The organism is Asticcacaulis sp. P2_B1, from assembly GCF_056404915.1.
In genome coordinates this window covers 80080-105440 of sequence record NZ_JBFUDD010000012.1, presented here as the reverse complement: position 1 = coordinate 105440, position 25361 = coordinate 80080, and the positions used below count along the sequence as shown (strand labels likewise).

Below are 25361 nucleotides of genomic sequence, written 5' to 3'. Positions count from 1 at the left end.
TAGCTAAGGTCTTGTTTTTTATGTCCATACTGTCCGGTATCCGCGTCCTCGACTGCTCCATCGCCATGGCCGGTCCCTTTGCCGCCCAACGCATGGGCGACATGGGCGCGGACGTCATCAAGGTCGAACCAACGACCGGTGAATGGCAGCGCCACGCCCCGGCCGGCGGCGCCTGGGGCAACGAAATCAACGTTTCCTTTCTCTCGCTCAACCGCAACAAGCGCTCACTGGCTATCGACCTGAAGGCACCGGAAGGCAAAGCGCTTCTGCTGGAGCTGGTCAAGACGGCCGATGTCTTTCTGCAGAACTATCGCCCGGGCGTCGCCGCCCGCCTCGGCGTCGATTACGAGACCCTGTCCGCCATCAACCCAAAACTGATCTATGTCTCGATGTCGGGCTACGGCGAGGAAGGCCCGTACAAGAACTATCCCGGCCAGGACCTGCTGCTGCAATCCATGTCCGGCGCCATGATGTCGGCCGGCTCCAAGGATCAGCCGCCGTCGCCCGCCGGGCAGTACCTCGTCGACGCCATCACAGCCTATACGGCCTTCGAAGGCGCCCTGGCGGCCCTGTTTCACCGCGAACGCACGGGAGAGGGGCAAAAGGTCGAGGTCAATATGCTCGACGCCATCACCACCATCCAGATGCAGGAACTGTCGGTCTTTACCGTTGGCAAAAAGCCACAGACGCGCTCGGTCGAGCCGCACGCCCATTGCTATATCCGCGCGCCTTACGGCGTCTTTGCCACCAGCGACGGCTATATCACCATCGCCATGGCCAATCTGAAGAAGCTCGGCGAACTGATCGATGAGCCCTTCTTCGCCAATCTCGAGGACCAGACCGATTCCTGGACCTATCGCGACGAGATCTACGCCATGACGCGTATCCGCCTGTTGACCAAAACGACGCAGGAATGGCTCGACCTGTTCCGCCCGGTCGATATCTGGTGCGGTCCGGTCTACGGCTATGCCGACCTGGTCGACGATCCGCAAATCAAGCACAACGGCACCTTCGTCGAATACGATCACCCGACCGAAGGCCACGTCAAGACGCCCGGCTTCCCGATCAAGTTTTCCAAGACTCCATCAACCATTGATCGCGGCGCCCCGCGGGTGGGCGAGCACACGCGCGAGATACTGTCCGCCGCCGGCAAGTCTGATGCCGAGATCGACGCCCTGCTGTCGAGCGGCGCGGTCAAGCAGGCGTCGTAATGTCTTTTCGCGGCCTGACTTGGGACCACCCGCGGGGCTTCAACGCCCTCGACGCCGCAGCCAGGGCGGCGCCCGAGCTTGGCCTGTCGTGGGACAAACACTCGCTGGAAGGCTTTGAGGCCCACCCCATCGCCGACCTGTGCGCCCAATACGACCTCGTTGTCCTCGACCACCCCCATGTCGGTGAAGCGGTCGCCGGTGATTGTCTGGTTCCGCTCGAAGACCTGTTCACCGCTGCCGAGATCGCGGCATGGCAGAGAGACTGCATCGGACCGTCGTTGGCCAGCTATCATTTCGCCTGCCGGCACTGGGCCCTGCCACTTGATGCGGCCACGCAAGTGATGGCCGTCCGCCCAGACCTGATCGACGCCCTGCCGACCACCTGGGAAGACGTCCTGGCCGCGCCCTGCAGCGTGGCCGTGTCGCTCAGCGGTCCCCACGCCGCCCTGACCTTCCAATCCATCTGCGCCGCGCTTGGCGAACGCCCGGCAATGATTGATCCCGACCGCTTTATCGGCGACGATGTCGGCTTGGCCGCGCTCGATATCCTGCAACGCTTGACCGATAAAAGCCCGTTGAGCGTTCGCGACAAGAACCCGATAGCCATCCTGGCGCACATGTGCGACCACGAAGATGTCGCGCTCTGTCCTCTTGTCTATGGCTATGTCAACTATGCCCGCCGCGTGACCTTCGCCAACGCGCCGAAAGGCGAGGGCGGGATCGGCTCGACCCTCGGCGGCACCGGTATCGGCATCTCGAAGCGCTGCACCATGACGCCGGAACTTCTCGACCACCTGCGCTGGTTAATGTCGCCTGAAGCCCAGACCGGCTTCATCCCCACTCACGATGGCCAGCCGTCATTGCGTACCGCTTGGTATGACGATCGAGTCAATGCTGATTGGGGCAACTTCTATCGCAACACGGCCGATACTTTGGAAGCCGCCTATATCCGGCCGCGCCACGACGGCGCCATCGCGTTTCAGACCGCGGCGTCTGAACTGTTGCGTAATGGCTTGTTTGCAAAAGGTAATCACCACAACATACTAATCGGTTTGCAGTCCGCTTATGCGCGGACACGCGTGCCGGAATCGGAGAGATAGATGACCCCGGACCTGATTTTCACTGTCGACGGCCATGTCGCCATCATCACCATCAACCGCCCGGCCAAGCTCAATTCGATGACGCAGGAGATGGCCCACGCCCTCGAATCCGCCGTTGCCGAATGCAATGTATCGAATACGATCCGCTGCGTTATCGTCACCGGTGCCGGCGATCGCGCCTTCTGTGCCGGCTCCGATATCCGCACACTCGACGACTACGCCACGCCGTGGGATTTTCGTAACCGCGGCGACTATTGCGACGCCATCCGCCTTTGTCTGAAGCCGACCATTGCCGCCGTCAATGGTTATGCCTTCGGCGGTGGCCTGGAGACCGCCATGAGCTGTGACATCCGCATTGCCTCTAACAATGCTCAATTCGCGGCGCCGGAAATCAAGCTCGGCTGGATCGGCGGCGGCGGCATGGCAGCAGGCCTCGCCCACAGCATCGGCGCCTCCAATGCAGCCCTGATGATCCTGACCGGCGATGCCATCACGGCGCAGAAAGCCGAGCAATGGGGCTTGGTCTCGGAAGTCTGCGAACCGGCCGATCTGATGGGCCGCGCTCGCGCCATCGCCGATACCATAGCCAGCCGTGCGCCGATCGCCGCCGAAACCGGCAAGCTTAACCTCCGCGCCGCCCACACCATGCCCTATGAAAAGGCGATCGAATACGAGCGCGACCTGCAAACCATCTGTTTCGCCACCGAAGATGCCCACGAAGGCCGCGCCGCCTTCAAGGAAAAGCGTGCACCGGTCTTCAAGAGACGTTAGAGAGCTATGATCATTCCACTTATCCCCTCTCCCTTTTTAAGGGGAGAGGGTGGCGAGCCTCGGCCCGCCGGGTGAGGGGATTCTTCCTTCCTTCTTTTAATCCCGACAGACGTCATGAAACCCAAAATCCTGATCACCCGCCCGTGGCCCGCAGCCTCCCAGGCCTATATGCAGTCGCGCTATGATGTCACCGTCAATGACGCCGCGCCCCTGACACCGGCTGAGCTGGCCGAAGCGATGACGCAATACGACGCCCTGTGCCCGACCGTTACCGACAAATTGACGGCCGAGGTCTTCGCCACGCCGAATGCCCGGGTCAAGATGATCGGTAATTTCGGCGCTGGCTACGAACATATCGACGTCAACGCTGCCAAGGCCGCCGGCATCGTCGTCTCCAATACCCCCGACGTCCTGACAGAAGCCACGGCCGATATCGCCCTGATGCTGATGCTGATGACATCGCGCCGCGCCTCCGAAGCCGAGCGGCAATTGCGCGACGGCGGCTGGAGGGGCTGGGGCACCACGGCGCTGATGGGCCAATCTTTGGAAGGCAAGACGCTCGGCCTCGTCGGCTTCGGCCGTATCGCCCAGGCAACGGCACACAAAGCGCGCACGGCGCTCGGCATGAAGATCGCCTATTACAGCCGCCGCCAGGCCGGGGCCGATATCGAATCCGCCCACGACGCCCGCTATGTCGCCTCGCTCGACGCCCTGGCCGCAGAGGCCGACGTCCTGTCCCTGCATACGCCAGGCGGCGCCGAAACCCACCACTTGGTCAATGCCCGGCTGCTCGGCCTGATGAAGCCCTCGGCCATCGTCATCAACACCGCCCGTGGTTCCGTCGTCAATGAAGACGATCTCGCCGCGGCGCTGAAGGCCGGCACCATCTGGGCCGCCGGCCTCGATGTGTACGAACGCGAACCCATCGTCAATCCGGCTCTCCTGCCGTTGCACAATGCCGTCCTGTTGCCCCACCTCGGCAGCGCCACGGTAGAAACTCGCGAAGCCATGGGCATGCGCGCCGCTCGCAATGTCGATCAATTCTTCGCCGGGGAGCCCGTCGGTGACCGGGTCGCTTGATTGCGTCGACGCTGCCCTGACCGGCTGGCTGGCAGCCGCCGGCCGGCCGTTTGTGCTCGGCATCTGCGGTTCGCAAGGCTCGGGTAAATCAACATTGTCCGACGCCTTGGCCGAACGGTTGACGGGGAGGGGCCTGAAAACCGCCGTCCTGTCCCTCGACGATCTCTATCTACCGCCCGAAAGCCGTCCGGTCACTATCCAACCACTCTTCGCAACGCGCGGCGTTCCTGGTACCCACGATGTCAAACTCGGCCTCCAGGTCATGGCCGGCCTGCGCAACGGCACCCGGCTGCCGCGTTTCGACAAGGCAAACGACCAACCGATGGCGGAAGACCTGTGGCCCGAGGTCACCGGCCTCGACATCCTGATCTTCGAGGGCTGGTGCGTCGGCGCTATTTCCCAACCCGTTGCCGATCTGGCCGAGCCGGTCAACGATCTGGAGCGCAACGAAGATCCCAACGGGGTTTGGCGCCGCCACGTCAATGATGCATTGGCCGGCCCCTATGCCGATCTGTTCGCGCGAATCGATCGTCTCGTCCTGCTCGCCGCGCCCGGTTTCGAGGTCGTCCAGGCCTGGCGTACCGAACAGGAGCATGCCTTGTCCCGCATGTTGGAAAACGAGGGCCGTCACGGCACAAAAGTGATGTCAGACGCGCAGATTTTGCATTTTATTCAACACTATGAGCGGCTTACACGCTATATCCTCACCGAGATGCCCAGACGCGCCGATCTGACCTTGCGGCTGGATACCAACCGGGGCTTATTATGATCATTTCCGCCGCCACCGACTACCGCGAAGCCGCCCGCCGTAAATTGCCGCGCTTCCTCTTCGACTATCTCGACGGCGGCTCCTATGCCGAACAGACCCTGCGCGCCAATGTTTCGGACCTGTCAGCCCTGGCCTTGCGTCAACGCGTGCTGAAGAACGTTGCCGACCTGTCGACCGAGACCGCCCTGTTCGGCGAGAAGATGGCCATGCCTATCGCCCTGGCGCCGGTGGGGCTGGGCGGCATGTATGCCCGCCGCGGCGAGGTCCAGGTGGCGCGCGCCGCCAAGAAGGCCGGCTTGCCCTACATCATCTCGACCGTGTCTTTGTGCCCGATCGAGGAGATCGTTGAAAAGTCCGGCCACGACATCTGGTTCCAGCTCTACGTCCTGAAGGACCGCGGCTTCATGAAGCATGCCCTGGAACGCGCCCAGGCGCTCGGCATCACGAAACTGATCTTCACCGTCGACATGCCGGTCCCCGGCGCCCGCTACCGTGACAAGCACTCCGGCATGAGCGGCGATTTCGGTCCCATCCGCCGCATGCTTCAAGCGATGATGAAACCGTCCTGGGCCTGGGATGTCGGCGTCATGGGCACGCCGCATGACCTCGGCAATGTCTCGAAATACCTGGGCAAGGCCACCGGCCTCGAAGACTATATCGGCTGGCTTGGCGCCAATTTCGACGCCTCGATCGACTGGTCCGACCTCGAATGGATCCGCGACATGTGGAAGGGCCCGATGATCATCAAGGGCATACTGGACCCCGACGACGCGCGCGACGCCGTGCGCTTCGGCGCCGATGGCATCGTCGTTTCCAACCATGGCGGCCGGCAACTGGATGGCGCTTTGTCAACCACAAAGGCTCTGCCTGGAATCGTCGATGCTGTCGGTAACGATCTGACTGTATTGGCGGATTCCGGCATACGTACCGGTCTGGATGTTGTGCGCATGCTGGCCTTGGGCGCCAAGGGCGTGCTCATCGGCCGCGCCTATATCTACGCTCTGGCCACTGGCGGCGAGGCGGCCGTGACCAACCTCCTGGGCCTGATCGAGAAGGAAATGCGCACCGCTATGGCGCTGACCGGCGTCAAATCGGTCGCCGAAATCGACCGCAATCTGCTGGCCTAAACTCAAAAGGCCCGCGATGTCATCGCGGGCCTTGTCGTCTTTTACCTGCTCCATTTTCGGAGAGGGCTGCTAAGCGGTTTAAGCCGCTCCAACCGTCTGCTTTTGCGTCCCCAGACCTTCGATGCCCAACTCCATGACGTCGCCGACATTGAGATAGATCGGATCCGGCTTTTGCCCCAAGCCGACCCCCGGAGGCGTGCCCGTCGAAATCACGTCGCCGGGCTGCAGGGACATGAACTGCGATACGTAGTGGACCAGAAAGGCCGGTTTAAACACCATAGTCTTGGTCGAACCGTTCTGGAATCGCTTGCCATTGACGTCCAACCACATCTTCAAATTATCGACGTTGCCGGCCTCATCCTTGGTCACCAGCCACGGTCCGATCGGTCCGAACGTGTCGCAGCCCTTTCCCTTGTCCCAGGTGCCGCCGCGTTCGGTCTGGAAGTTGCGCTCGGATACATCATTGATCGTGCAGAATCCGGCAACATAGTCCAGGGCCTCGGCCTCCGACACGTAGGACGCGCGCTTACCGATCACCAAGCCCAGCTCGACTTCCCAATCCAGCTTGGTCGAACCGCGCGGCTTCAACACCTCGTCGTTGGGACCGACGATAGCCGAGGTCGCTTTCATGAAGATGACCGGCTCATCCGGCACGGCTAGGCCCGACTCCGCGGCGTGGTCGGCATAGTTCAAGCCGATGCAGATAAACTTACCGACTTTTCCGACGCACGGGCCGTACCGCGAACCGGCGGGCGCTAAGGGCAGCGACGCCGGATCGACCGCCGCAATCTTCGTCAAACCTTCGGCGGACAACACGTCGCCGGCGATATCGTCGACCACGCCCGACAGGTCGCGGATCTGGCCGTCGCTATCGATCAAGCCGGGTTTTTCCGAGCCCGCGGGCCCAAAGCGCAAGAGTTTCATGGAAGATGTCCCTGTGTCGTGAAATGGCGTTCACGTATAAAATGATTTTTACCGGTTTGTCGCGGAAAATCAGTTCAACCAACCGCCGTCGATAATATGCGCCTGACCGGTGGTAAAGCTCGATTCATCCGACGCCAGGTAAACGGCGATCCACGCCATTTCCTCCGACGTTCCCAACCGGCCCGAAGGCTGACGGGCGATAAACGCCGCTCGTCCCGCCTCGTAATCGCCTGTGTCGCGCATGCGCTGCTGCAAGGACGGTGTGTCGATCGTACCGGGGCAGATAGCGTTGCAGCGTATACCTTGCTTGACGAAATCGGCCGCCACCGACTTGGTCAGCCCGACGACCGCCGCCTTTGACGCGCCATATGCCAACCGGTTGCCGACGCCCTTGAAGGCGGCGACCGATGCCATATTGATGATCGAGCCCTGGCCGCGCTCCAGCATCTTCGGCAGGAAGGCCTTGATGGTATGGAACATGGCGGTGACATTGATATCGAAGCTGAACTGCCATGCCTTGTCGTCGGTATCCAGCACGGTGCCGGCATGGACGTAGCCGGCGCAATTGTACAAGACATCGACCCCGGGGAATTCGGCTGCCAGGGCGTTGATCGCCGCCGGATCCGTCGCATCCAGTTGCCGCAAGACGGCGCCGTCCAGATCGCCCAATAACTCCACCTTCAAATCAGTCGCGATCACTGTGGCGCCCTCCCGGATAAAGGCTTCAGCAGCGGCCCGGCCCATGCCTTGGGCGGCGGCAGTGATAAAAGCGGTTTTGCCGGAAAGACGGCCCATGACAAACTCCAAAAGATAATATGTATTACGTCTATCTACCGAGCACCATGCAGGCTGTCAAACGGAAATGACAGCCATCGCACGGCCAAAGCATGGCAGCATGACCATCGTAGAATAGGAGTGACAAGCGTCGGTTCGAATGATAGCGCTGTCATCGTGGTGGACTACGGGCTGCGTTTGCGCAAGATAGCATTGCTTAAATTTGCGCAACCCTTATCCTCTTCCATCTCGAATAATAAGAGAGGCTCCCTTGACGGAGATCGGGAACTGACGGGGTACAAAGCCAAGTGAACGATAATCCCAGCCGGCCCAGTCCACGCGCCTCCAGCACGGGGCGTGTAACCCTGGACGATGTAGCGCTGAAGGTCGGCGTGTCGAGCATTACGGTCTCGCGCGCCTTTCGCAAGCCGAATACGGTTTCGGAAGACGTGCGCGACAAGATCCTGAAGGTCGCGGCGGATTTGGGTTATGTGCGCAACCGGGCGGCCAGTTCTCTGGCCTCGGCGCGGTCGATGAACATAGCCGTCATTGTGCCGTCGCTGAGCAATACCGTTTTCGTCGATATACTGAGCGGCATCGATAAGGTATTGAAACCACGGGGCTATCACACTTTGCTGGGGATCAGCAACTATTCGTCCGAAGAGGAGGACGCGCTGGTCCGCGCCTATCTGGCCTTCGATCCGGACGGCATTATTCTGTCGGGCATGAATTATCGTGAGACCACGCGCCGGCTGCTGGAGCAGGCCAAGGTGCCTGTGGTGCACTTGATGGAGTTGTCCGATCAAGCCGGAATCTACAGTGTCGGATTTTCCCAGGAAGCCGCAGCCGAGGCCATGACCGAACACCTCCTGAAATTGGGGCGCAAGGGCGTTGCTTTCGTCGCCTCGCAGTTGGATTCGCGCACCCTGGCGCGGGCACGGGGTTATCGCGACACGCTCATGCGGGCAGGGCTGTATGATTCGCGCCGCGAACTAATGGTGCCGGATCCGTCGTCGATCGACTTGGGGGGGCGACTGCTCGAGCGCCTGCTGCAGCAGGCCCCCGATGTCGATGCCGTCTTCTTCTGCAATGACGACTTGGCGCAAGGAGGCTTGTTCGAGTGCCTGAGGCGCGGCATTGCCGTCCCCGATCAACTGGCCGTCGCCGGCTTCAACGACCTGCCGGGATCTGCCTGTACCGTGCCGTCGCTGACCACGATCGCGACGCCGCGTTACGAAATCGGCCTGCAAGGCGCCCATATGCTCATGGCCCTGATAGATGGCCAGAAGATCGCAAAGCCCAGTATTGACTTGGGATTTGAATTAAGGTTGCGCCAAAGCGCGTGACAAAAATGTAGCAATGTGGCTGGACAGTGGCCAATTGCCGACGATATTTGTTTGACAATTGTGCAGGCTTGTGAACAGCTGGAGAGGCGCAATGTTAGCGCTATCCAAAAAAATACAGCAGGAAACACTAGGCGTCTTGGCATATGTGCCGACATTGTAACTACGAGCAATGTTAGCGCTGTCATCAACATAACTTATGGCCAGTGCATTCAACGCAAGCGATTGCGCGGCACTACTGTCTCTGTGACGGGTCGTGTAATGTTAGCGCTGTCATATGCCAATGACCGAGACTAAGTCATATAGGGAAAGAAACACATGCTCAAATCCAAGCGAAATCTCATTGTCTGTTCATGCTCGGTCCTGACCTTAAGCGCCGTAGCGGGGACAGTCTTTGCCGCCGATCCGGTCCCGCCGGCAACGGACAAAACCGATGACACGACGGTGGTCGTCGTGACGGCCTCACGCCTGACGTCGCGTGGCTTCAAGGCTCCGACTCCGACAACCTCGATCGGTGCTCTGGACATCGCCAATAATGCCGAACCGAACATTTTCACGACCGTCGCACAACTGCCGTCCCTTCAGGGATCGAGTGGCGTAGCGACCAACACGTTCAGCACGTCCAGCGGCCAACAGGGACTTAGCTCCTTTGCCCTGCGTGGCCTGGGCGTCAGCCGCACCCTGACCTTGCTGGATGGCCAGCGCGTTGTGCCGTCCAATATCGGAACCGGCGCTCCGGACGTCAGCCTGTTCCCGCAATTGCTGATCAAGCGGGTTGACGTGGTGAATGGCGGCGCCTCCGCCTCCTGGGGCTCAGATGCCGTCGGCGGCGTGGTCAATTTCATCACCGATAAGAAGTTTGAGGGCATCAAGGGCAATTTCGAGCTCGGTGAAACCACCTATGGCGACGACAAACAAGGCCTGTTTCAACTGGCCTTGGGCAAATCCTTCCTCGGCGGCCGGCTTCATACCGCCGTGGCCCTGGAATATCACCGCGAAGACGGCGTTCCAGCCGGCGAATTTGGCGAGAATGCCGCCAACGGCCGTGATTGGTACCGCAGCTCGACCCTGGTCAACAGCGGGGTCACCAACAACGGGTTGCCGCAATTTACCTATGTCGATCACGCGCAATCCTATACCTATTCCAAATACGGCCTGATTACATCGGGGCCGTTGCAGGGCATCGCTTTCGACCAAAACGGAAATCCCTATAACTTCGTCTACGGCTCCAACGGCGTACCGGCAAAGAACGCCGCTGGCAATGTCACAGGCTGTTATGTCGGCTTTTGCGTCGGTGGTGATACCTCTGCCAATGTCGGCGTGGGGGCGACGCTTCAGTCGTCGATCACACGGTCGAATTTCTACAATCGCACGTCCTTCGATCTCGATGCGGACAACGAAATCTACTTCACGATCAACTATGCCAAGGTCGGCACCAGCAACCAGCCGAACCCGGGCTTCACCGAACCCGGTTTGACGATACAGTGCTCGAACCCCTACGTTCCGACCTCGGTCTCCACAGCCTGCGCCACGAACGGCATCACCAAATTCACGCTGGGAACGGTCACGCCCTTCCTGACCAGCATCAAGGTCAATACCGAGCGCACTCAGAAGCGCTTTGTCTTGGGCGCGGACGGTAAGTTCGACATGTTCGGCACCGACTGGCATTACGACGCCTATTACCAGCACGGCGAGGAAAATTCGGATATCGCGGTCCATAATCTCCTGCTGAAGGCTCGCTTCACCGCCGCGATCAACGCGACCATGCTGGACGGGGCTATCGTCTGCGCCGATCCTGTGGCCCGCGCCAATGGCTGTCAGCCGATCAACGTCATCGGCAATCAAACCCCAAGCGCTTCGGCGATTGCCTATCTGCAGCCAGCGGTCGGTGCCTTCCAGCACACGATCCAGACTCAGGACGTCGCCAGCTTCAGCTTTTCGGGGGAGCCGTTCTCGCTCTGGGCAGGTCCCGTGTCGATGGCACTCGGTGCTGAATACCGGCGCGAAACCTATCGCGCCGTCGCCGATCCTTACGGCAACGGTTCGACCAGCCCCTATACGGCGGATTATCCTGCCGACCCGCTGCTCAGCACTAGCGGCGGCAACTTCTACGCCGGCAATTACCGCAACGGTCACGGCAGCTATAACGTCGCCGAAGCCTTTCTCGAATTCAACGTGCCTTTGATCAATTCCGACGCGCTTGGCCAGCTGAACCTCAACACAGCGGGACGCGCCACCAAGTACAGCACCGCCGGTGATGTCCAGACGTGGAAGGTCGGTCTGACATGGGACACGCCGCTTAGTGGCATCCGCCTGCGCACCGTCAGATCTCAAGACGTCCGGGCGCCTAACTTGAACGACCTGTTTGGTCCGACCGTGTCGACCAACCTGCCGAACTTCACCAACCCGTTTAACAATACGACGCTGACCGTATCGCAAAACGCCGGTTCGAACCCGGGTCTCAAGCCGGAAATTGCGCAAAACTTCAGCTTCGGCGTCGTTCTGGCGAACCCGACCTGGGCCCCCGGCTTCAACGCTTCGATCGACTACTACGATATCAAATTGACCGACGCGATCTCAAGCGGCCCCAATGCAACCCAACTCGTGCAATACTGTTTCGACGGTTCCGTGCCGGCTGCGTGCAGCGCCTTTGATTTGACCGGTTCAAATCCCTACGTCAACGTAGGCAGCATCAATGCTGCCTCCATCAAGACCAGTGGCGTCGATTATGAACTGAGCTATCAACTCGCCAGGCCGTTGGGTCTGGAAGGCAATCTGGTTCTGCGGGCCCTGGCGACCAATGTCCGTGATTTCACGACCACGCCCGGCCTGCCGGGTACCATCCCGCAACAGACGGCAGGCCAGAATTCCGGCGCGACTCCGGACTGGAAGGGCCTGTTCGTCCAAAGCTACTCGACCAGCAAATACAGCCTGACCCTTCAGGAACGCTGGCTGAGCGATGGCGTCATCGGCAACCAATATGTGGTCTGCAGCTCGAGCTGTCCGGTGTCGACGTCCAACAACCCGACCCTCGATAATAACAGCATGCCGGGCGCGACCTATGTCGATTTTGCCGGCTCCTACAATATCCGCCCAGGCGTCGTGGCCTATTTCAAGATCGACAACATGTTCGATCAGGACCCGACCCCGAGCCCGCAAACCAATACCGGTCTTGATGTCAACCCGGCGCTCTACGACACTTTGGGCCGTTTCTATCATGCCGGGGTGCGGTTTAACTTCTAAGACAAAGGGGCGGGCCCTCGACACGTGACGACGGCCCGCCCTGTTTTCTCCCCCTGAACTTGCTTGTCGCAGACTATTTGAAGCGCTTTATCTGCGACCATAGGCGACATGTTTCCGAGCGGACTCCTTCGACCCCGTCGAATCCGCTCGGGAATATGTTTTTTTCTTGCTGTCTAATACTCTTCCTGAGGTGTCGCATTGGTTCAAGGCGTTACGGGCATTGTGGTCATGGGCGCCAGCGGCAGTGGGAAATCGACCCTCGGCCGCCAACTCGCGCTTGCCTTGGGCTGCCCCTTCATCGAGGGTGACGATCTCCATCCTGCCGCCAATGTCGCCAAGATGGCGCGTGGCACGGCCCTGGAGGACGAGGACCGCTGGCCGTGGCTGAAGGCCGTCGCCAATGCCTTGAATGCTGCGGAAGGGGAGGTCTGTGTGCTGTCCTGTTCCGCGCTGAAGCGCAGCTATCGCGATTTTATTGTCGATTGCGCCGCGGGCGCCGTCCTTTTCGTTTTTCCCCGTGTCGATCGTTCAACACTGCAATATCGGCTCGATCACCGGCCGGGCCACTATATGCCGCCTAGTCTGCTGGAAAGCCAGTTGGCCATTCTCGAGCTTCCAGAACCTGATGAGGTGATTATCGAGCTTGACGGGACGCTGCCGGTAGCGACCCTGGTCGCCGGCGTCCGCGATTATCTGTCGACACGCTTGCCTAGTCGAGACATCTTAGCTGAAAGCTCCGGCCACGCCTCCACCCAGATACTTGGCAGAGTTACCACAGACAATATCCCAGGGACGAACCAATGAGCCATCTATCCAAAAACCTGTCCGTTTGCGTCTTTATGGCCGTTCTCGCTGGGGCGGGCGGGGCATGTATTGCACCCGCCACAGTTCAGGCGGCAGAAGCCGCCCAACCGTGGATGGACCCCAGCCTGACCCCGGAGGCGCGCGCGCAGCTGCTGCTGGGTGCCATGACTCAGGCGGAGAAGCTGAGCCTGGTGTTCGGCTACTATTCCACCGACTCCAAATCGAAGAACTACACCCATCCCGCCGAAGGCCGGCCCTGCACGGCAGGCTTCGTACCCGGCGTGCCGCGTCTCGGCATTCCGCCGCAATGGCAGACTGATGCTGGCCTGGGCGTTTCGACCCACCGGACATGCGTCACGCCGCGCGGCCGGACCTCCCTGCCGTCTGGAATAGGGACCGCGGCGACGTGGAATCGCGACATTGCCTATGCCGGCGGCGCCATGATCGGCAACGAAGCGCGTCTGTCGGGCCACAATGTCCTGTTGGCCGCGGGCATCAACCTGCTGCGTGAGCCGCGTAACGGGCGCAATTTCGAATATGCCGGCGAAGACCCGCTGCTGGCCGGCACCCTAGTCGGTCAGGCCATCAAGGGCATTCAGTCCAATCACATCGTCTCGACCGTGAAGCATTTTGCCTTCAACGATCAGGAAACGAACCGCTTTACCGTCGACGTCCATATCGACGAAGCGGCGGCGCGTCAGTCCGATCTTCTTGCCTTTGAGCTCGCCATCGAAGCCGGTCAGCCGGGCTCGATTATGTGTTCATACAATCGTCTGAACGGCGATTATGCCTGCGAAAACGACTTTCTCCTCAACACGACGCTAAAACAGGCCTGGCATTATAAGGGCTATGTCATGTCGGACTGGGGCGCGGCCCACTCGACGGTCGAGGCGGCGAAAGCCGGGCTGGACCAGCAGTCCGGCTGGCCGTTCGACGTGTCGCCCTATTTCGGCGAAGCCTTGCGCGAAGCCGTCACTGACGGCCACGTCCCTCAGGCACGGCTGGACGATATGGTGTCGCGCAATCTCTATGCCCTGTTTGCCGACGGTGTGATGGACGGGCCGGTCACCGAGCCCAACGAAGCGGCCATCGACTTCACCGCCGACGGCCTGGTCAGTCAGGCCGACGCGGAGGAGGGGATCGTCCTGCTGAAAAACAACGGCGTCCTGCCGCTGGCGGTGACGGCTCGGCGCATCCTCGTGGTCGGCGGCCACGCCGATAAGGGCGTCCTGTCGGGCGGCGGTTCGTCCCAGGTCTATCCGGTGGGCGGCATGGCGGTGCCCAATGAGGGCCCGAACGCTTTTCCGGGGCCGATGGTCTTTCATCCCTCGTCGCCGGTTACGGCCTTGCAGGCGCGGACCCAAGCCAAGGTCGACTATGTCGATGGCAAGGATGTCGCGGCCGCAGCGCGCCTGGCCAAGGGCGCGGACGTCGTGATTGTCTTTGCCACGCAATGGATGGGCGAAAGCATCGATGCGCCCGACCTTAACCTGCCCAACAATCAGGACGCCATGATCGACGCCCTGACGCGCGCCAACAAGAAGGTGGTGGTCGTCCTCGAAACCGGCGGCCCGGTTCTGATGCCCTGGCTGGCTAAGACCGCCGCGGTGATGGAAGCCTGGTATCCCGGGACGTCGGGCGGGGTGGCCATTGCCCGCCTGCTGACGGGCGAGGTCAATCCGTCGGGCCATCTGCCGGCGACCTTCCCAGCCAGCCTGGACCAGTTGCCGCGTCCGATTGTCGACGGTGACCGGGCCAATGAACGGGCGCCGGCCGCGACCGACTATAATATCGAAGGTGCCGCCGTCGGTTATAAATGGTTCGACCTCAAACAGCACAAGCCGTTATTTCCGTTCGGTTACGGCCTCAGCTATACGCAATTTAAGTTTGACGGCCTCAGGGCGGCCCTGGACGGCAACGCCGTCACGGTCACCTTCAACAGCCGCAACACGGGCCGGCGCGAGGGCAAGGCGACGCCCCAGATCTACGTCGCGGCGCCCGGGTTCGAAGCCCCAAAGCGTCTGGCCGGGTGGGACAAGCTAAGCCTGGCTCCGGGTGAATCCCGCAGCAGTACCGTTACGCTCGACCCCCGTCTGCTCGCCACCTTCGACAAGGCGACCGGCAACTGGCAAGTCACCGAAGGCGACTATGACATCATCCTGGCCAGTTCGGCGGCCGATCCGGTTGCCCGCGTCACGGTACATGTGCCGGCACGTAGCTGGGCGGACTAAGATCATGACCTCTCCTATTGCCGCGGCCCTGGGCCTGACATCCGCTACCTGGTCGATAACCGCCGTTGTGGCCTCGGTCGGCCTGCTGACCCTCCTGATCGCCTGGGGCAAGATCCAGCCTCTGTTGGCCTTTGTTATCGCCGCCCTGACAGCGGCCCTGCTCCTGGGCATGCCGCTCGAGACCGTGCCCAAGGCGATTGAAAAGGGCATAGGCGACCTGCTGGGTTCTCTGACCGTGATCATCTGCCTCGGCGCGGTCTTCGGCAAACTGATCGCCGACAGCGGCGCGGCCCAAAGGATCGCGAACTGGCTGATCGGCCTGTTCGGTCCATCGCGCATGCCGATCGCCCTGACCCTGACCGGTTTCGTGGTCGGCATCCCGCTCTATTACAATGTGGGCTTCGTCCTGATGGTGCCCTTGATCTTTTCTTTGGTCTATCAATCAAAGCGACCGCTCGTTGCCCTGGCCATTCCGCTCCTTGCCGGCCTGTCGATCGCCCACGGCTTCCTGCCGCCCCATCCTTCGCCAACCGCCCTGGTGACGCAGTTCCACGCCGATATGGGCCGTACCCTGTTCTTTGGCTTCCTGGTGGCCATCCCCACCCTGATCATCGCCGGTCCGATCTTCGCCATGGGCCTCAAAGGCATCCAGGCCACGCCGGCGCCGATGTTCCAGACCGAGCTGCGCGCCGAAGCCGACCTGCCGGGCGCTTTCAACAGTTTCGCCACGGCCCTGCTGCCGGTCGTCTTGCTGGGCATAGCGACCTTGCTGACCATGTTGCCGATCGCAGACCCTAACCTGAAGGCCGTGATTGCCTTCATGGCCAATCCTATGATCGTCATGCTGGTCGCCTATGCCGTGGCCCTGGTCACCCTGGGGCTGGGGCGCGGTGAGGGGTTGCCGACCCTGATGACCGGTGCGCAGAACGCCCTGCGCGACATTGCCCCCATCCTGCTGATCATCGCCGGCGCCGGCGCCTTGAAGGAGGTCCTGGTCGAGTCGGGTGTCAGCGCCCAGATGGGTGCTCAGCTCAGCCACCTGCCGCTGCCGCCTCTCGTCCTCGGCTGGCTGGTCGCCTGCCTGATCCGTATCTGCCTGGGTTCCGCCACGGTGGCCGGCCTCACAGCCGCGGGCATCGTTGCGCCGCTGGTCCAGACCTCGGGCGTCGACCCCAGCCTGATGGTCCTCGCGGTCGGCGCCGGTAGCCTGATGTGCAGCCACGTCAACGATTCCGGCTTCTGGATGTTCAAGGCCTATTTCGGCGTATCGCTGAAGGACACCTTTCTCTCCTGGTCGGTCATGGAGACCCTGGTGGGGATCTTCGGCCTGATCTTCGTACTCCTCCTGGGAGCCGCCTTGCACCTCTAACGAATAATCAAGCTACAGGGATAAAGCACATGAAAAACCGTCATCGCAGCAGAAGATTCACAACGACAGCCTCGATGGTTCTGCTGGCCGCCATGCTCGGAGGCATCCCCGTCGCAGCCCTTGCCGGCCCGTCCCACTCGGTTTTCCTGACCCAGCCCGACGATCCCCATGCCATCGTCGCCCACGCCATCGGCGACGGCAAGACCGACGACACGGCCGCCCTCCAGGCCGCCATCGACAGCGCCGCCAATTCAGGCGACGGCGGCATTGTTTTCCTGCCCTCGGGCCGTTACCGCATCACCCGCACCCTGCTGGTGCCCATCGCCGTCCGCATCTTCGGCTTCGGCCCGACCCGGCCGGTCCTGGTGTTGGGCGACCGCACGCCCGGTTTCCAGACCGGTGTCGCCAACATGGTCGTTTTCACCGGCAGCGCGCTCTATGTCGCCGACAAGGTGCCTGTCCCCGTTGTCTCCGCCGTCCCCTATAGCGACAAGGTCCGCGACGCCAATTCGTCGACTTTCTATTCTGCCCTTAGCAATGTCGATTTCGAGATCGGCGCCGGCAACCCGGCGGCCGCCGCCGTCCGCCTGCGCACGGCCCAGCATTCGTTCCTCAGCCATATCGATTTCCACCTCGGATCAGGCCTGGCCGGCATCTATATGGTCGGCAACGAAGCCGAAGACCTGCATTTCTATGGCGGCCGCTATGGCATTCTGACCGAAAAAACCTCCCCGGCCTGGCAATTCACCCTGATCGATTCCACGTTCGACGGCCAGCGCGACGCCGCTATCCGCGAACACGAGGCCGACATCGCCCTGGTCCATACCGACATCCGCAACACGCCCGTCGGCATCGAAATCGACAAGGGTTACAGCGACTCCCTATGGGGCAAGGACGTGCATTTCGAGAACGTCTCCAAGGCGGCCGTCATCATCAGCAATGAAACCAGCGCCTTCACCCAGGTGGGTTTCGACCATGCCACGGCGCACAATGTCCCGGTTTTCGCCCGCTTTCGCGATAGCGGCAAGACCATAGCCGGCAAGGGGGCCGCCTATACGGTCAGCCGTTTCACCCACGGGTGGAATGTCCCGGCGCTCGGCGCCATGGCCAGCCTGGCCACGGACATCCAGATGACGCCGCAGACCGAGCCCGCAGCCGAGACAGCCAACGCCATCCGGGCCCTGCCGCCGGTTGCGCAATGGGTCAGCGCCGGCAAATTTGGCGTCAAGGGTGACGGCACAACCGACGACACCGCCGCCTTGCAGGCCGCCATCGACGCCAGCCCGGTCGTCTACCTGCCCATGGGCTTCTACCGCGTCACCGACACCCTGCGCCTCAAGCCCGATACCGTCCTGATCGGCCTGCACCCCAGCCTGACCCAACTGGTCCTGCCCGACAATACCCCGGCCTATATGGGAGTCGGCGCGCCCAAGGCCCTGCTGGAAAGCGCCAAGGGCGGCAGCGCCGTCGTCTCCGGCATCGGCCTGTCGACCGGCGTCATCAATCCCCGCGCCACCGCCCTGTTGTGGAAGGCCGGCGCGGATTCCCTCGTCGACGACGTCAAGATCCAGGGCGGCCACGGCACCCAGCTGGCCAGCGGCGCCAAGGCCAATCCCTATGCCGCCGCGCCCGGCGCCGATCCCACGGCCGAATGGGACCGTCAGTCGCCCAGTATCTGGGTGACCGATGGCGGCGGCGGCACTTTTGCCGCTATCTGGACGCCCAACACCTATGCCCAGGCCGGTTTCTACGTCACCAACACCTCGACGCCGGGCCACGTCTATGAGCTCTCGGCCGAGCACCATGTTCGCGCCGAAATCGTTCTCGACAATGTCCAGAACTGGGAATTCCTCGCGCCCCAGACCGAAGAAGAGGTGCGCGAAAGCCAGGATACGGTGTCGCTCGACATCCGCAACTCGTCGCATATCCTGTTCGCCAACTATCATGGCTACCGCGTCACCCGGACGATCAAGCCGGCCCTGTCCGCCGTCAAACTCTACAATTCCGGCGACCTGCAGTTCCGCAATGTCCACGTCAATGCCGAGAGCGGTTTCGCCACTTGCGACGACATAGGCTGCGGCACCTATCTGCGCGCCAGTAAGTTCCCGTTTGAAAATGCCCTGATCGATGTCACCAGCGGGCTCCAGGTCCGCGAACGCGAATTCGCCACCCTCGACGTCCCACCCATTTCCGCCACGCCGCCCGCGACCCAACCCTCGGTCACCGCATCACAGGTCAGCAAATTACAAGACGGCTTCTATTCCATTTCCGGCGCCGCGATCGATTCCACCGGCAAGCTCTACTTTGTCGAACACCGCTTCCATCGCATCTACAGCTGGTCGCAAAGCCAGGGCCTGGCCATTGTCCGCGATGCCCCGCTTGATCCGGTCAACCTGGCCTTCGACAAGTCGGATAATCTGCTGGTCCTGTCGTCCGACGGTCCTGAAAGTACGGTCTATACCTTCCGCCCGGATAAGCCGGATAGTGCCGTCACCCTTATCCCGCCAACCCCGGTCGCCGACCATCCGGACGCCACCATCGCCTTGCCCGGCAACCTGTGGGACAACGGGGAGTTCCGCGACCAGATCGACCCGAAGACCTATGAATTCACCACCCTGGCGCAAATGTTCGCCCGTGACTTCGCGGTGCCCAAGGCAAAAGAATATGTCTCTCCCGATGGCTCACTGGTCTTGCCGGCCTTCCGCGTCTTCCAGCAGGGACCGGTCACCCATCTCGGCTGGCGCTTCTCGGACATGCTCGACACCTATGGCTTCGTGCCGGCCAAGGCAGGTCAACGCCTCTACGTTATCAACGGCTCGGAAGACAAGACCTACAGCGCCCTGGCCGGCGCCGGCGGCACGCTGACCGACCTGAAGCCCTTTGCTGAACGGGGCGGAGAAAGTGTGGCGGTCGACGCCGATGGCAATGTCTATGTCGCCAACGGCCAGACCTTTGTCTACGGTCCTGACGGCGTGCAGAAGGGTCGGATCGACGTGCCGGAACGTCCCATTCAGCTGATCTTCGGCGGCCCCGACCGGCGCACGCTCTTTATCCTCACCCATCATGCCCTCTACGATATCAGGCCTTGAGTTCAGAAACGGCCGTCTTGTCGCTTGGCGTCGAACGGACTGCGCTCTAGAATTTCTGCGTAAGTGTCAGAAACGTCGAGTCGCCGTATTTGTCGCCGAACTTCGCCTTGTCCGTGGTGGTGAAAGTCACAGCCACACTTAAGGTCTTGTTGAGCGCATAGGTCGCGCCCACCAGGTAGTTGGTATAGTCGACGCTGTGTTCATTATGGCGGAACCCTGTAGCCGCCTGAAGGCTGAATTTTGGCGTCAATTTTTGCTCAAGACCGACTTCGGAAAAGGTCGCCACCTTGGCGGAGCCGTAATTGTCCGGGCTATAGGCCAGGGTCAGCCGGGCGGTGGTATTGGCGGCTATCTTGCGACTGAAGACGGTTTCATACTCCATGAAAGCCTTGTCGATGCCCGGCTTGACGCCGTTGTAACGCTTGTAGGACGCGCAGGCGCTGATATCGAAACCGGACCAATTGGTCTTGTAGCCGATAATCGCCTGTGTCTGGTTGTCGACCCCGGTCGAGCGATCGCGCATCGACTTGTAGCGGGTGGCGATATAGACCTTACCGAAGGCGATTTGCGCATAGGCGTTGAACTGCGGCAAGCCTTCGGTCTGGCTGACGCCGCGATAGATACCGTCGCTGAGCGCACTGACTTGTCCCGAAAAGACCGGCCCTTTGGTTTGCGCCAGGGCGCTGGCGGGCAGGGCCAGGATCAGGCCGGCAATGAGGACGGCCGGGCACACTGCGGCGCGTGCCGGATTTGATTTCGACATTTTCGACTCCATGTTTATTTTATTGTGGGGAAACAGGCCCGCCGCGGCCTGGTCGTATCTGGCGCGGCGGGGCGGGATCAGTCCGCGCTTTGCTCGCCGGCCTGCAGACCCGGGGTGAGGGTAGTGATCTCCCCAAGCGGCGCGATCCGCCGGGGCTTGCCGCCAATCGCGGCCTTGAAGGCATCCATATCCACGGCCTTTTCCCAGCGGCTGACGACGACCGTGGCCACCGCATTGCCGATGAAATTGGTGAGCGAGCGGCATTCCGACATGAAGCGGTCGACACCCAGGATGAGGGCCATGCCGGCGATCGGCACGGCCGGCACGACCGACAAGGTGGCGGCCAGGGTAATGAAGCCGGCCCCGGTGACGCCAGCGGCCCCCTTCGACGACAGCATGGCGACCGACAGCAGCACCACCTGTTGTTCAAGCGTAAGGTGCGTATTGGTCGCCTGGGCGATGAACAGGGCCGCCAGGGTCATATAGATGTTGGTGCCGTCCAGATTGAACGAATAACCCGTCGGAATCACCAGGCCGACGACAGGGCGCGAACAGCCGGCCTGCTCCATCTTTTCCATCAGGCTCGGCAGGGCCGATTCCGAGGACGAGGTGCCCAAGACCAGCAGCAGTTCCGCCTTGAGATAGGCGATCAGCTTGAAGATCGAGAAGCCGTTGGCAGCGGCCACGGCGCCCAGGACGATGACAACAAACAGGGCAGAGGTCAGGTAGAAGGTGCCGACCAGAGCGGCCAGGTTGACGACCGAGGCGATGCCGTACTTGCCAATGGTGAAGGCAAAGGCTCCGAACGCGCCAATAGGGGCCGCCTTCATCAGGATATTCACCATGCGGAAAATGGCGTTGCTGGCGCTTTCCAGGATGTTGACCACCGGCTTGGCCTTGTCGCCGATCAGGACCAGGGATATCCCGAAGAGAATGGCAATGAACAGGACCTGCAGGATATTGCCGTCGACGAAGGCGCTGACGAAGGTGTCGGGGATGATGCCGGTCAGGAACCCGGTGATCGTCGTGTCGTGCGCCTTGGCGGCATATTCGGCGACCTTGTCATTGTGCAGGGTGGTCGGATCGATATTCATGCCGTGGCCGGGCTGAACCACATTGGCGACGATCAGGCCGATAATCAGGGCCAGGGTCGAGAAGGTGAAGAAGTAGGCGAAGGCCTTCCACGTCACATTGCCGACGCCTTTCAGGCTGCCCATGCCGGCGATCCCGGTGACGATGGTGAGGAAGATCACCGGCGAGATGATCATCTTGACCAGCTTGACGAAGGCATCGCCCAACGGTTTCAGGGCTTCGCCGGTGTGCGGATAGAACTGGCCGATCAGGGCGCCGGCGATAATGGCGATGATGACGTGCAGGTACATGTGGCTGTACCACTTGCCCGTCTTGGCCGGCGGATTGGAGGGAGTGACGTGAGAGACGTAAGCCATGAAGTTCTCCTGATGTCAGGCGATGGCCCCATCATTGGGTCCGTCGCGGCGTTTCCTGTGGCGTGACGATCTTGCTGAGCGCGCCTTGCCCCCAGTGTTCGCCGGAAGTTCCGACACGACAATGTTATTTTAAAAATGAGGAAAGTTGTTGTTTTTAAAGGAAACTATGTGAATGACGTTTCCTCGAGCGGTTCACATTTGTGTTGAAATCCGCCCACCCGTATGTCATTTTGTGCATCTTTTCACACACACGGCCCGTGACATGACCGCGACCATCCACAGGCTATTCGCTTTCATCCGCGCAACGTCACCCCTGCTGATCACGGCTGCGGTCGCCGCCCTGTTGGCCGGTTTTGCCCTGACGTTCGCCGCCTATAATGCGGCGTTCGAACAGTCCCTGCATGGGCTGGAAAAAGAGGCCGCCGCCTCGGCGCAACTCCGGGCCTCGGTGCTGCAGAGCGAGATCGACAAGCAGCGTACCGTCCCCGCCGTGCTGGCCGCCGACAGCGGTCTTCAGGCCGCCTTGACCTCACACGCACCCGAGGCCGCCGGGGCGTTGTCGCTGAAGCTGGAGGCTCTGCGCCGTGAGACCGGCAGCGCGGTCATCTATGTCCTCGACCCGACCGGCACGGCGGTCGCGGCCAGCAATTGGAACCGGCCGGAAAGCTTCGTCGGCTCCAACTACCGCTTTCGCGACTATTTCATCCAGGCCCTGAGCCAGGGCAAGGCATCGCAATTTGCCCTCGGCACGGTCAGCCACATCCCGGGGCTTTTCCTGTCCCATAGCGTGAAGTCGGACGGACAAACCGTCGGTGTCGCTGTGGTGAAGCTCGAATTTACCACCCTGGAAGCGGAGTGGGGGCGCCTCAACGAGGTCGCCTTCGTGACCGACAGTCACAACGACGTCGTCATCGCCGGCAATCCGGACTGGCGTTTCAAACAACCCCGGCCGCCGACACGGGACCAAACCCCCGCGGTCCTGCCCATTCCCGGCGTCGATGGCTGGCAAATTCACGTCTACCGCTCGCTGGCCCCGGCGAAGAGCACGGCCCTGGCGGCTGCCGCGATCACCGCCTTGGCGGAACTGCTCGTCGCGGGTCTTGGCCTGTGGTTCTGGCGCCGGCAATCGAACCTGCGCCTGAAGGCCGACGCCGATCTGGCCTACCTGTCGCGGCTGGAATTCGATGTCGGTCAACGCACCCACGCCTTGCGGCACGCCAACGACCTGTTGTCGAAGGAAATCGAGGAACGCCACGCCACCGAGCTCAGGCTCAACACCCTCCAGGCCGACCTGGTCCAGGCCAATAAGCTGGCCCAGCTGGGCCAGATCACGGCCGGCGTCGCCCATGAAATCAATCAGCCCCTGGCGACGATTCGCGTCCTTGCCGACAATGCCCTGCGCGGTTTGAAGCCGGCCCTGATCAAGGCCAATCTCGAAAACATCGTCGCCATGAGCGAACGGATCGGCCATATCACCGGCGAACTACGCGCCTTTTCCCGCAAGGCCAGCGGCCAGAGCGAGCCGACCTCGGTCCTTGAGGCCGTCGAAGGCTCGATCCTTTTGACCCATAGCCGGGTCAAGGCCCATAAGGTGCGCTTCAAACGCCCGGACATTCCCCCCGGCGTCAAGGTCTGGGCGGAGCGCGTGCGCCTGGAACAGGTCCTGGTCAATCTGCTGCAAAATGCCTTCGAAGCGGTGGAAGGCGTCCCCGACGCCCAGGTCAGGCTGGGCTGCGAAGTCGAACCGGATCAGGTGCGGCTATGGGTCGAAGATAACGGCCCGGGCTTGCCCGATACCGTAAGAAAAGCCCTGTTTATCCCCTTCACCACGACCAAGCCGAAGGGATTGGGGCTGGGGCTCGTCATCGCCCGCGATATCCTGCGCGATTTCGGTGGTGAGCTCGGTGCCGACACGGAATATCCCGACGGCGCGCGCTTTATCGTCACCTTGCGGCGGGTCGTGTCGTGACCGGTCAGATCATTTTCATCGACGACGACGACGACCTGCGCGCCGCGCAGACCCAAGGCCTCGAACTGGCCGGCTTTACCGTCAAGGCTTTTTCGAACGGACCTGATGCGCTTAGAGCCGTCACGCCGCAATTCGACGGCGTCGTCATTACCGATGTGCGCATGCCCGGCATGGACGGCATGGAAGTCTTCGCCCGTATCCGTGCCATCGATCGCGACATCCCAGTCATCCTGATGACGGGCCATGGCGACGTCCCCATGGCCGTGACAGCTCTGAAAAACGGCGCCTACGACTTCATCACCAAACCGTTCCCCATGGACATTCTGCTGTCGGCCGTGCGCCGGGCCATCGACACGCGGCGCCTGGTGATCGAAAACCGCCATTTGCGCGCCCGTTACGAAGCGGCGCCCGATGACGGCGACCGTCTCCTGGGCGATAGCGCCATCATGCAGCACCTGCGCCAGACCATCGCCCAGGTGGCCGGCGCCGATGTCGATATCCTGATCGAGGGCGAAACCGGCGTCGGTAAGGAACGCGTGGCGCGCACGATCCATCGCCAAAGCCCGCGCAAGGGCCGGCCGTTCGTTCAGGTCAATTGCGCCGCCTTGCCCGACCCGGTTTTTGCCGCCGAGCTGTTTGGCGTCGAATCGGGCGCGCGGCTGGAGCCGAACGCCCCGCCGGCGCGCCGCAGCCAGGGCCGCATCGAAAAAGCCCAAAAAGGCACCCTGTTCCTCGACGATATCGATGGTCTCAGCCTACCGCTGCAAACCCAGTTGCTGCGCGTCGTCGAAGCGCGCGAACTGTGGGTTCTGGGCGCCGATGAGGCCCGGCCTCTCGATGTGCGCGTGATCGCCTCAAGCCGCGTCGACCTCAGCGAAGCCGTGCGCGCCGGCCGGTTTCGCGCCGACCTCTATTACCGCCTGAGCGGTGTAACGCTGAAAGTGCCGCCGCTCAAAGAACGAAAGGGCGACGTACCGTTGCTGTTCCAGCACTTTCTGATCGAGGCCTGCCTGCGACTGAAGCGCCCCGTGCCGCACCTCTCCGCCGATGTCGGGACCTATCTGCAACGCCATGACTGGCCCGGCAATATCCGCGAGCTTGAACAATATGCCGAACGCTACGCCCTGGGCCTGAATGTCGTGCCGTCGCGAACCGCGGACATCCATCCGAACGAACCCGGCCTGGCTGATCGGGTCGCCGAGTTCGAAGCGATGATCATCTCGGAAACCCTGGCCGCCTGCCGCGGCAATGCGCAACTGGCCATGCAGGCCCTCAAACTCCCGCGCAAGACCTTTTACGACAAGCTCAGCCGCCACAGTATCGATATCCAGGCGTTCAGGAAATAA

General features: G+C 61.7%; 18 protein-coding genes. 14 read left to right on the top strand and 4 right to left on the bottom strand.

Annotation, left to right across the window (positions count from 1 at the left end):
- The first annotated feature begins 20 nt into the window (after positions 1–20).
- The 6 genes from AC1DX3_RS19765 (at position 21) to lldD (ending at position 6058) form a co-directional block, all read left to right on the top strand.
- Positions 21–1211 (top strand): CaiB/BaiF CoA transferase family protein, encoded by a 1191-nt coding sequence (locus AC1DX3_RS19765; RefSeq protein WP_476991057.1) that lies wholly within the window; start codon positions 21–23, stop codon positions 1209–1211.
- Positions 1211–2311, top strand: a complete 1101-nt coding sequence (locus AC1DX3_RS19760) for a carbohydrate ABC transporter substrate-binding protein (RefSeq protein WP_476991056.1) — start codon at positions 1211–1213, stop codon at positions 2309–2311. The genes AC1DX3_RS19765 and AC1DX3_RS19760 overlap by 1 nt, the downstream gene beginning before the upstream one ends.
- A complete protein-coding gene (locus tag AC1DX3_RS19755) occupies positions 2312–3082 on the top strand; it encodes an enoyl-CoA hydratase/isomerase family protein (RefSeq protein ID WP_476991055.1) in 771 nt (256 codons plus the stop codon).
- A gap of 114 nt (positions 3083–3196) precedes the next feature.
- Positions 3197–4162 (top strand): 2-hydroxyacid dehydrogenase, encoded by a 966-nt coding sequence (locus AC1DX3_RS19750; protein WP_476991054.1) that lies wholly within the window; start codon positions 3197–3199, stop codon positions 4160–4162.
- Positions 4146–4931 (top strand): kinase, encoded by a 786-nt coding sequence (locus AC1DX3_RS19745; protein WP_476991053.1) that lies wholly within the window; start codon positions 4146–4148, stop codon positions 4929–4931. The genes AC1DX3_RS19750 and AC1DX3_RS19745 overlap by 17 nt, the downstream gene beginning before the upstream one ends.
- Complete coding sequence (gene lldD / locus AC1DX3_RS19740) at positions 4928–6058, top strand: FMN-dependent L-lactate dehydrogenase LldD (RefSeq protein ID WP_476991052.1); 1131 nt, start codon at positions 4928–4930, stop codon at positions 6056–6058. Before AC1DX3_RS19745 ends, lldD begins: the two co-directional genes overlap by 4 nt.
- A 78-nt stretch (positions 6059–6136) precedes the next feature.
- Here the strand turns inward: lldD and AC1DX3_RS19735 are convergent, their stop codons facing one another.
- A complete protein-coding gene (locus tag AC1DX3_RS19735) occupies positions 6137–6982 on the bottom strand; it encodes a fumarylacetoacetate hydrolase family protein (RefSeq protein ID WP_476991051.1) in 846 nt (281 codons plus the stop codon).
- Between the two features lie 69 nt (positions 6983–7051).
- Positions 7052–7777 (bottom strand): SDR family oxidoreductase, encoded by a 726-nt coding sequence (locus AC1DX3_RS19730; RefSeq protein ID WP_476991050.1) that lies wholly within the window; start codon positions 7775–7777, stop codon positions 7052–7054.
- Positions 7778–8064: 287 nt separating this feature from the next.
- On the opposite strand from AC1DX3_RS19730, the gene gntR reads away from it, so the two are divergent.
- The 6 genes from gntR to AC1DX3_RS19700 all read left to right on the top strand — a co-directional run bounded on the left by gntR (position 8065) and on the right by AC1DX3_RS19700 (position 19835).
- The gene (gntR, locus tag AC1DX3_RS19725; protein ID WP_476991049.1) at positions 8065–9102 is read left to right on the top strand and encodes an HTH-type transcriptional regulator GntR; all 1038 of its coding nucleotides are present in this window, start codon (positions 8065–8067) and stop codon (positions 9100–9102) included.
- 315 nt (positions 9103–9417) lie between these two features.
- Positions 9418–12342, top strand: a complete 2925-nt coding sequence (locus AC1DX3_RS19720) for a TonB-dependent receptor domain-containing protein (RefSeq protein ID WP_476991048.1) — start codon at positions 9418–9420, stop codon at positions 12340–12342.
- 228 nt (positions 12343–12570) lie between these two features.
- Positions 12571–13146 carry a gluconokinase gene (locus AC1DX3_RS19715; RefSeq protein ID WP_476991047.1) on the top strand — a complete coding sequence of 192 codons (576 nt, stop codon included), beginning with the start codon at positions 12571–12573 and terminating at the stop codon, positions 13144–13146.
- Positions 13143–15377 carry a beta-glucosidase gene (locus tag AC1DX3_RS19710; protein WP_476991046.1) on the top strand — a complete coding sequence of 745 codons (2235 nt, stop codon included), beginning with the start codon at positions 13143–13145 and terminating at the stop codon, positions 15375–15377. The genes AC1DX3_RS19715 and AC1DX3_RS19710 overlap by 4 nt, the downstream gene beginning before the upstream one ends.
- A 4-nt stretch (positions 15378–15381) precedes the next feature.
- Entirely contained in the window at positions 15382–16746 is a 1365-nt protein-coding gene (locus AC1DX3_RS19705; protein ID WP_476991045.1) for a GntT/GntP/DsdX family permease, read from the top strand.
- A 29-nt stretch (positions 16747–16775) separates the two neighbouring features.
- Entirely contained in the window at positions 16776–19835 is a 3060-nt protein-coding gene (locus AC1DX3_RS19700) for a glycosyl hydrolase family 28-related protein (RefSeq protein WP_476991044.1), read from the top strand.
- Between the two features lie 46 nt (positions 19836–19881).
- Here AC1DX3_RS19700 and AC1DX3_RS19695 read toward each other — a convergent pair whose 3' ends face one another.
- Together AC1DX3_RS19695 and AC1DX3_RS19690 are read right to left on the bottom strand one after the other, a co-directional pair.
- Entirely contained in the window at positions 19882–20598 is a 717-nt protein-coding gene (locus tag AC1DX3_RS19695; protein WP_476991043.1) for a TorF family putative porin, read from the bottom strand.
- A 77-nt stretch (positions 20599–20675) separates the two neighbouring features.
- Positions 20676–22046, bottom strand: a complete 1371-nt coding sequence (locus tag AC1DX3_RS19690; protein WP_476991042.1) for a dicarboxylate/amino acid:cation symporter — start codon at positions 22044–22046, stop codon at positions 20676–20678.
- Between the two features lie 262 nt (positions 22047–22308).
- On the opposite strand from AC1DX3_RS19690, the gene AC1DX3_RS19685 reads away from it, so the two are divergent.
- A complete protein-coding gene (locus AC1DX3_RS19685; protein WP_476991041.1) occupies positions 22309–24015 on the top strand; it encodes an ATP-binding protein in 1707 nt (568 codons plus the stop codon).
- A complete protein-coding gene (locus tag AC1DX3_RS19680) occupies positions 24012–25361 on the top strand; it encodes a sigma-54-dependent transcriptional regulator (protein ID WP_476991040.1) in 1350 nt (449 codons plus the stop codon). Before AC1DX3_RS19685 ends, AC1DX3_RS19680 begins: the two co-directional genes overlap by 4 nt.

What these genes read in the sequence shown, in the direction of transcription:
- AC1DX3_RS19710 (WP_476991046.1), top strand. Translation starts at nt 13,143, where the DNA reads ATGAGCCATCTATCCAAAAACCTGTCCGTTTGCGTCTTTATGGCCGTT.
- AC1DX3_RS19735 (WP_476991051.1), bottom strand. Translation starts at nt 6,982, where the DNA reads ATGAAACTCTTGCGCTTTGGGCCCGCGGGCTCGGAAAAACCCGGCTTG.
- AC1DX3_RS19760 (WP_476991056.1), top strand. Translation starts at nt 1,211, where the DNA reads ATGTCTTTTCGCGGCCTGACTTGGGACCACCCGCGGGGCTTCAACGCC.
- AC1DX3_RS19685 (WP_476991041.1), top strand. Translation starts at nt 22,309, where the DNA reads ATGACCGCGACCATCCACAGGCTATTCGCTTTCATCCGCGCAACGTCA.
- AC1DX3_RS19705 (WP_476991045.1), top strand. Translation starts at nt 15,382, where the DNA reads ATGACCTCTCCTATTGCCGCGGCCCTGGGCCTGACATCCGCTACCTGG.
- lldD (WP_476991052.1), top strand. Translation starts at nt 4,928, where the DNA reads ATGATCATTTCCGCCGCCACCGACTACCGCGAAGCCGCCCGCCGTAAA.
- AC1DX3_RS19700 (WP_476991044.1), top strand. Translation starts at nt 16,776, where the DNA reads ATGAAAAACCGTCATCGCAGCAGAAGATTCACAACGACAGCCTCGATG.
- AC1DX3_RS19750 (WP_476991054.1), top strand. Translation starts at nt 3,197, where the DNA reads ATGAAACCCAAAATCCTGATCACCCGCCCGTGGCCCGCAGCCTCCCAG.
- AC1DX3_RS19720 (WP_476991048.1), top strand. Translation starts at nt 9,418, where the DNA reads ATGCTCAAATCCAAGCGAAATCTCATTGTCTGTTCATGCTCGGTCCTG.
- AC1DX3_RS19765 (WP_476991057.1), top strand. Translation starts at nt 21, where the DNA reads ATGTCCATACTGTCCGGTATCCGCGTCCTCGACTGCTCCATCGCCATG.
- AC1DX3_RS19690 (WP_476991042.1), bottom strand. Translation starts at nt 22,046, where the DNA reads ATGGCTTACGTCTCTCACGTCACTCCCTCCAATCCGCCGGCCAAGACG.
- AC1DX3_RS19730 (WP_476991050.1), bottom strand. Translation starts at nt 7,777, where the DNA reads ATGGGCCGTCTTTCCGGCAAAACCGCTTTTATCACTGCCGCCGCCCAA.
- AC1DX3_RS19755 (WP_476991055.1), top strand. Translation starts at nt 2,312, where the DNA reads ATGACCCCGGACCTGATTTTCACTGTCGACGGCCATGTCGCCATCATC.
- AC1DX3_RS19695 (WP_476991043.1), bottom strand. Translation starts at nt 20,598, where the DNA reads ATGTCGAAATCAAATCCGGCACGCGCCGCAGTGTGCCCGGCCGTCCTC.
- AC1DX3_RS19715 (WP_476991047.1), top strand. Translation starts at nt 12,571, where the DNA reads ATGGGCGCCAGCGGCAGTGGGAAATCGACCCTCGGCCGCCAACTCGCG.